Below are 7588 nucleotides of genomic sequence, written 5' to 3' on the forward strand. Positions count from 1 at the left end.
GTGGTATGATATAAAGTGGGAAAATCTAGATTTCTATAATCTCCATTATAATTTATTTCTCTTTTGTTACCAAACATATCTCGTTCGTAACCATGCTCAAAAGCAAACCACTTAAAAATTAAATTTCCTTCTAAGTCAATCTCTATTATTGCATCTAATCCAGTAGATGTAACAATCAGTGTATTTTCTTTTGTTACAAAAATACTATGTACATTATTAAATAGTAGATTATTGATTCTAGATATAAATTTTAAATTTTTATCCAAAACTTCAATATGGTTTTTTATTTGAGAAGCCACTAATATCCGATCGCCAAGGAAACAAGATCCTCCGGGAACAAGAATATCATAACTATTTACAATTGCTTTTTGCTCTAAGTCGTAATTAACTATAATTCCTCCTAAATCTTTCTGGCGTTCCATCGATTTATTTGTGCCTAAAATATCTTCTTTTTCTAAACTAGAATATTTTTTGATATGATCTTTAATCAAAGATTGCTGGGTGGTAAAAAAGTTTAAGTATATTTGTTTCATCTGAATTTTTTATCCGCTATCTAGTTGTTAGTTGTATTTTTTGATATTTTCGCCTAAACTCAAAAATAAGCTATTAGATAAAGATACTTCTAAAAATACTGCACCTGCTATTAATAAAGCACAGAGAAGCTTCCCTTCCTATTTATTAGTCACTATTAGTTAATAGGCGAACTACTTCATTTTCACTCAGAGGTAGCAGCGGTGTGATATCTGAAGTTGACAAGTAAGGAGGTTTTTCTTTTTTGTGGGAAAGGGCGCTCTCTTCAGTACAACTGTAAGTAATTACAAAATTACTACGTTCAAAGGGAGAAATATTACCAACTGAACCATGCAATGTATCGTAGTGTACGAATAAAACTGAACCTGCTGCTCCTTTCGGTGCTACAATCCCCCCTCTATCTACAAATTTAGCGATTGTTTCTTTGGCGAGCGTAAAGGATGAGTTAGTCGTTGAAGAGGAATTTGCAGCTTCAAGTATACCTTCTTTGTGAGAACCTGCTATGTAATATACTGGGCTGTTAAATTCATTTACCTCATCCAAGAAAAGGATGACATTTCCACCTTTTGGCGAGGGAATTTCTTCGTAATACTGGGCAAATGCGGAGTCTTGATGCCATCCCCACATCCCTCCGGTGAAAGCTGGCTTCATCACAATTTTACTGCGGAAAACATATAAGTCGTTTCCGAAAAGTTGTTGTCCAGGTTGCAGCAGACGGGGGTGACGAACTAAATTGCGGAAGATTTGATTCGTAAAATGGATTCCGTAGAGAGTGCGTAAGGTTTTCCCATCTTCTTCCCAAACCTTACCAACGGCTTCATCTGCTATTACCGTTGGTATTTGATCGCGGATTAGCGACATTTCATCAGGGGGAAAAAGTTCTTTAATGAATAAAAAACCCTCTACTTCGTACTCTTCTACTTGTTCTCTAGTTAGTTTCATAGAGTCGGGTATGTTTTAAAATAGGGTGTAGATAACTGGTGCGATCGCAGATGACTGTACAAAGATAATCAAACCTCCCACCACTAACAGAGTTACAATGATGGGAATCAGTAGGTATTTTTGGCGTTCTTTAACAAATCCCCATAAGTTTTTTACTAAGCTGTTCATCATTTAAACTGGGATATCAAGATTTGGCAAAAGGTTATGGGACATAAAGTGTAAATTCTGGTATATCACAGTTTAAATGCAAGACAGCTTAAATCCTTAGTTGTTTCAAACATCATAAATTAGTCCAGCTTTAATGTTTGGGAAATAAAGTCAATGTGGGGAGCTTTTTGTGCCATGCCTATCCCAACGTGCGTACCATAAACTCCCTCATTAAGGACTGAATTAATTTCCCAATTAATCGTTTCCAGAATACCCTTGTTACACCCAAATGCTATTTCCGTTAGACTCAAATTCCTTTCCAGGTGGTAACTCATATCTAATAAAACTGATGTTACGTCCTGACCGTCTAGGATCAGATGCTTTATGATATTGTCTTCGATCTGAAGGTACTTTTCTTGACTGGATGCAACCCGCTCTGCTAGGTATTTTAAAGGTTTAATATTCTCTTCTTTTGTATCTTCAGTCGTCGTTTGATAGAGAATGCCGTCAAAAAAGAAAGTACCGTCTACAGAAAAGCTTGCCTTATCCCCCTTAGTGTTAACGATTGAGCTTTCTAAAAATTCCGCGATTGAGTAAAACCATCCTGGATCGAGTTCCTCATCATTGTTGGCTATTTCTATCCTTTCACCAAGGTGGCAATTTAGTTTACTGCCTCTCCAATCGGATAAGGATAAGTCGCTATCTGCCTCCGCTATTTTTTCATAGAGGTTAGATCTAATGGTTAAGCATTGCTCAATATCAGCAGCTATAATTTGCTTAAATGAATAGTCGATTGTTTCCAATCTGCCATCAAACTTTACTGCTGGTAGATGGACTATCCGGCTTTTTGATGTTTGCCACAATTCTTTGAGTTTGTAGTAATACCTATAATCTGAAAAGATTAAAAATGCTGCCTCTTGACTCTCAAAGTTATATAGATCGAATAATTTAGTTTTATAGCCTTGCTCTGTTAAGTAAAGATTAACCTCAAGACTATCGACAATTATGGGAATCTGTTTTTGAATTAAAGATTGATGAAACTCCCGAATGTTCATGATGATTGCTTGTTTCTTATACTTTAGAATTGAAACTTTGCGTAGTGTTAATGGTATGAATGCCTGGTGAGGTCGTCCATCTTCCCATCTCCCCGATTTTATTTATATGTGGGGTTTCCTCTCAACTAGGAGTTCCTGACTGTAATACATCAATACTTCAGACACTATCCCTACCAAAACCACAACAAAAAACAAACAATAGGGTATTTTCTTCCTTTTGCGACTGGTTCTATAAACTATTGCCTTCTGGGAATAATTTTCTCAAAATCGAAAATTCCACTTTGAAGGCTAACGTCTATTATCACCATGCTACTCGGCTTACAAATACCCTAGTCTTTTGCTTAAGCGTTAGACCAAAGCCTACCAGTAAGCATTACCAAGTTTGGTGCGAGTTTCTTTGTTCACTTGCTCAAGTTTCCGGGTTTCTTTTTTTTGGTTTTCCATGGTAATTAATCCTCGATTGTTGATGGTTAATCAGTGAATTAACTTGCCAATCAACATTTTTAACTAGAGCAGTATTACAGCCAAAACCTATCTCAGTAAGAGTCAAATTGCGCTCTAGTTCATAATTCATATTTAGTAGTATCGAAGTCTCATCCCTACCGTCTATGACTAGGCGATTTATGGCATTATCTTCAAACTCAACATATTTTTCTTCACTTGATGCTATCCGATTTAATAAATAGGTTAAAGCCTCGCGGTTGCCATCTCTAACCACTGGATTTGCACAAGCATATATTATGCCATCAAAAAAGAAAGTTCCCTCTACTGAAAAACTGGATTTATTACCCTTAATATTTATTAGAGAACTTTCACAAAACTCAGCGATTGAGTAAAACCATCCAGAATTAAGTTCATCTGTAGTATTAATAACTTCTAAGCTTTCTGACAAATAGCACTTTAGTTTACTACCTCTGAGATCGGATAAATATAATGCTTCTTCTGCCTCAGCAATTTTATCATAAGCCTTAGCTCTCAAACCCAACGCCTGTTCCAGATTACCAGAAAGAAGCTGCTCGAATGAATAAGCAATTGCCTTAAGACTGGGATCGTACCTAACAGCTAGTAGATGGACAACTGTACTTTCCGATGTCTGGGATAGTTCGATCAGGCGATCGTGATAATGGTAATCTGAAATTATGGCAAATATAGTTTGTTTACTGGTAAAGTCATAATCATCAAAAAAAGTGGTTGGATATCCTTGTTCTCTCAAGTAAGTATTGACTGGATTTTTATCAACCAGGATTGGTATATTTTTGGTAATTAAAGCCTGGTGAAAATCTATAATATCCATACAATCGCTCCTTTAGTTACAAAAATTAATTTTTCTGATTGACAAAAATTAAATTGAAGTAGCTTTAACTGAGATATGCCACCAAGTTAACTCAGGCTGTAAAAGCTAATTTTTTTCTGATTACATCAACGAGATATGAATACTTGTAGATCTTTATTCAAAATTGTGCTATATCTGAATTTAACGCCTTGGGAATAAAGCAAAAAGGATCGTTTATCATATCTATAGCAGTTCTCACCCTTGCTCAAAGACAGTATAGGTTTGCCCTTTACCCTTCTTTGTCATTAAACTGAAACGAGAACCGCTATATACTAAAACTCTCTTGGGATTCTTTAGCCAAGGATTGGCTGCAACAAATCCATCAATATCACGATCGAATTTGTACAGGCATAATCAAGTAAGTCATTTTTGTTCCACCAAGAGGTGTGATAATTACAGGACTATTAGCTGAATTCATCTCTATTGAAATATGTGAGGTAGATAGCGCCTTTAAGCTATCAATTAAATACTTCACATTAAAAGCAATATCAAAACTTTCACCACTAATTTCAGCCGACATTGACTCAGTACCACTCCCAACATCTTGCGCTTCTACTGATATATCAATCGCCTGATTTGAACTGTCAATACTAAACTTTACCACATTATTCTTTTGGTCAGCTAAGACTGCAATTCGCTCCACTGCACTGAGTAACTGCCGCCTGTCAATTTGCATTTGATGCTGGAATTGACTAGGAATAAGTTGACGGTAAGCTGGATACTGTCCTTCTAAAGTACGGCTAGTTAAACGATGATCTCCACTTTGGAAGACAATTTGACCTTGCTCAAAGTGCAGCGCTACGGTAGAAGAGGCTTCCTCGCCTTCACTTGATTGACGCATCCCCAACATCCGTTCTAGCTCCCGTAGTGCCCTCCCTGGTAAAGTAAGTTCAAAGGGTAGATTTATCGCAGAATTTTCTTCTTTCCCACCTTCTTCTCCTTCTTCTCCTTCTTCTCCTTCTTCTTGCCAATTACTATTTTCTACAACCGCAAGTCGATGACCATCAGTTGCTGCAAATTCTAGGGTATCTCGATCTACAATTAAATGAACTCCTGTTAGTACCTGTTTTGTTTCATCAGCACTCGTCGCAAACAAAGAACCCCGGAATCCTTCAGTTAATGCTTTAATTGGTAGTTGAATAGCCGATCCTGCTTCAATTTTTGGGAGTTCTGGAAATTCGTCAGGACTCATTCCTCGCATTTGGTAACGTCCGGATTTAGAAGTTAATGTCACAATCACACTATTAACTTCTTCATCACTGTCTGATTCTCCCATTTTGTCCTCCAGCGTGATTTCTCCATCTGGTAGACGGGAGACAATATCATTAAAAAGTTTAGCAGGAATTGCGATCGCGCCTCCTGATGTTACATCAGCCGCAAAGCTGGTTTGAATCCCCAGGCTGAGATCAAAAGCAGTTAGTAGCACCCGCCCTTTTTCTGAATCTGCGGTTAATAAAACATTTCCCAGTATTGGATGGGTGGGGCGTGAGGGCACAGCACGACTAACTAGTGAAAGGTTACTATTGAGATCGCTTTGCTTGCAAACCAGTTTCATAGAAATTTCAACGAGAACTAATAATAGGTGTGGAAAATGTGGAAAACCTCTCTTCACTCCCAGTAATTAATGGTTGTGATTTTAAGAGGAAAGGAATCATCGCGGCACGAATTTAGCGATCAGCAATCATCAAGGGTAACTCCTCAAAGCTGACTACTAATAGCTTTGGGGAAAGACTTTAGGGTGAAAGAAGTCAAGATAATGGCTGGTTGTGTTCAACTGATTAGCTCAACTATCTGATTGTGGAAAAACCTGTGGAAAACCCATGTAACTTTTCCACAAGGTATTTATACTTACCTTCACCTAAAAATCGAGACGGGGGACTGGAGACTGGGGGATGAGAGATTTTCATTCGTTAATTGCAAAATAAATCATGGCTGTCTTCAACCCTTAAATCTAGGAGAGGCGGAATGCCTGTCAGTAGCAGCCTCGAGGCTTTCCCTAGGGAGGAGTAGGGTTTTGGGTTTTAGTGGTGAGGTTAATGCGATCGCTAAGTTGGCGCAGTTTTCGGTCTAACGCTGGATCAGTTTCCCGCATCTGGGCAATTTTATCACAGCTATACATCACAGTTGTATGATCTTTACCACCGAATTCCTCACCAATTCTCGGTAAGCTTAAGTCTGTATGCTGCCGCATCAAATACATGGCGATTTGCCGGGACCAACTAATTTCCCTCCTTCTAGAGTTACCTTTCAAGTCTTCAATCGGTACATTAAATGTCTTTGCCACTGTATCCAAAATCACCTCAGACGAAGTTTTTATTGCCTGTACAGGTGGATTTAAAATGGGGCAAATACTCTCGACAGTCATGGGCAACCCCGAAATTGAGACGTAAGCTACTGCGCGAATTAAAGCTCCTTCTAATTCCCGAATATTAGATGTATATTGAGTGGCAATATACTCGATCACTGAGCGAGGTAAACGTATATTTTCATACTCGGCTTTTTTTTGCAAAATTGCCATCCTCGTTTCCAAATCAGGAGGTTGAATATCCGCAATTAATCCCATGGAAAAGCGGGAACAGAGGCGTTCTTGCAAGCTAGTCATTTGGTTAGGAGGACGATCCGATGCCAAGACAATTTGCTTTCCGGCTTCGTGTAATGTATTGAATGTATGAAAAAACTCTTCTTGAGTATACTCTTTCCCTTCAATAAACTGAATATCATCTACTAAAAGTACTTCCGCATCTCGATAATGTTCCCGAAACCCCTGCATACTATCATTTCTAATCGCTGAAATCAGATCGTTAGTAAATTGCTCAGTAGAGACATAAAATATTTTAGCTTCTGGTGAATTTTCTAGTCTAAAATGACCGATTGCCTGCATTAAATGCGTTTTGCCCAAACCGACACCACCGCACAAAAATAGCGGGTTGAATTCTCTTCCAGGAGATTCGGCTACTGCGAGAGAAGCCGCATGTGCCATCCGATTATTTGAGCCGACGACGAAGCGAGAGAAAATGTACTTTGGATTTAATTTACTGGGTTTTGGTAGTTGATTTGAGACAGTTTCTGGAGTATTAGGGATTATGGGAAATGACCAAGGCATATTACTATCACCGATAGTATAGTTTTCCTCCCCTGCGGTGACAGTCAAGTAAATGTCCACTGGGTAACCCAAAATATCTTGCACCACATCCGCAATCGTTTTAATGTAATACTTTTGCAACCAATTACGAGCAAAAGGATTGGCAGTATGAATCACCAAGCAGTTATTTTCCATCTGCTGGGCGCTAGTTGTTTTGAGCCAAGTTTCAAAAGTTGGTCTACTTAATTGTAACTGTAATCGCTCTAGTACCTGAGTCCAGAGTTTTTCTGGTGAAATTTCCATGAGGTTTTCTCTATTATGAATAGGGAATAGGGAATAGGGAATAGGGAGTAGGGAGTGGGGAGTGGGGAGTGGGTAAAGTTGATTTCTTTGTTTTTTCAGAGATTAATTTATATCATTTTTTGCCAGTTGGCTTTCCCGTATTTATGGTGATAACAAAATCTTATTTAACTGTAGGGTGTGTTAGGCACGGGCGAT

The 7588-nt window shown here is 38.3% G+C and carries 6 protein-coding genes and 1 pseudogene; all 7 read right to left on the reverse strand.

From position 1 onward, the window contains the following. Positions 1–533 (reverse strand): annotated as a pseudogene (locus NJ959_RS22610) (hypothetical protein); the annotation flags it as partial. Between the two features lie 145 nt (positions 534–678). Then, entirely contained in the window at positions 679–1473 is a 795-nt protein-coding gene (locus tag NJ959_RS22615) for a phytanoyl-CoA dioxygenase family protein (RefSeq protein WP_254014004.1), read from the reverse strand. Between the two features lie 15 nt (positions 1474–1488). Beyond that, positions 1489–1641 (reverse strand): DUF5989 family protein, encoded by a 153-nt coding sequence (locus tag NJ959_RS22620; protein WP_373693695.1) that lies wholly within the window; start codon positions 1639–1641, stop codon positions 1489–1491. 119 nt (positions 1642–1760) lie between these two features. After that, positions 1761–2675 carry a CgnE/CgnB domain-containing protein gene (locus NJ959_RS22625; RefSeq protein WP_254014006.1) on the reverse strand — a complete coding sequence of 305 codons (915 nt, stop codon included), beginning with the start codon at positions 2673–2675 and terminating at the stop codon, positions 1761–1763. A 409-nt stretch (positions 2676–3084) separates the two neighbouring features. Beyond that, positions 3085–3969, reverse strand: a complete 885-nt coding sequence (locus NJ959_RS22630; RefSeq protein ID WP_254014007.1) for a CgnE/CgnB domain-containing protein — start codon at positions 3967–3969, stop codon at positions 3085–3087. A gap of 367 nt (positions 3970–4336) precedes the next feature. Continuing rightward, positions 4337–5563 carry a DNA polymerase III subunit beta gene (dnaN, locus tag NJ959_RS22635; protein WP_254014008.1) on the reverse strand — a complete coding sequence of 409 codons (1227 nt, stop codon included), beginning with the start codon at positions 5561–5563 and terminating at the stop codon, positions 4337–4339. Between the two features lie 441 nt (positions 5564–6004). Continuing rightward, entirely contained in the window at positions 6005–7393 is a 1389-nt protein-coding gene (gene dnaA, locus NJ959_RS22640) for a chromosomal replication initiator protein DnaA (RefSeq protein ID WP_254014009.1), read from the reverse strand. Positions 7394–7588 lie beyond the last annotated feature (195 nt).

It is taken from the genome of Limnofasciculus baicalensis BBK-W-15 (genome assembly GCF_024178385.1).
In the GTDB taxonomy this organism is placed as follows: Bacteria; Cyanobacteriota; Cyanobacteriia; order Cyanobacteriales; family Coleofasciculaceae; genus Limnofasciculus; species Limnofasciculus baicalensis.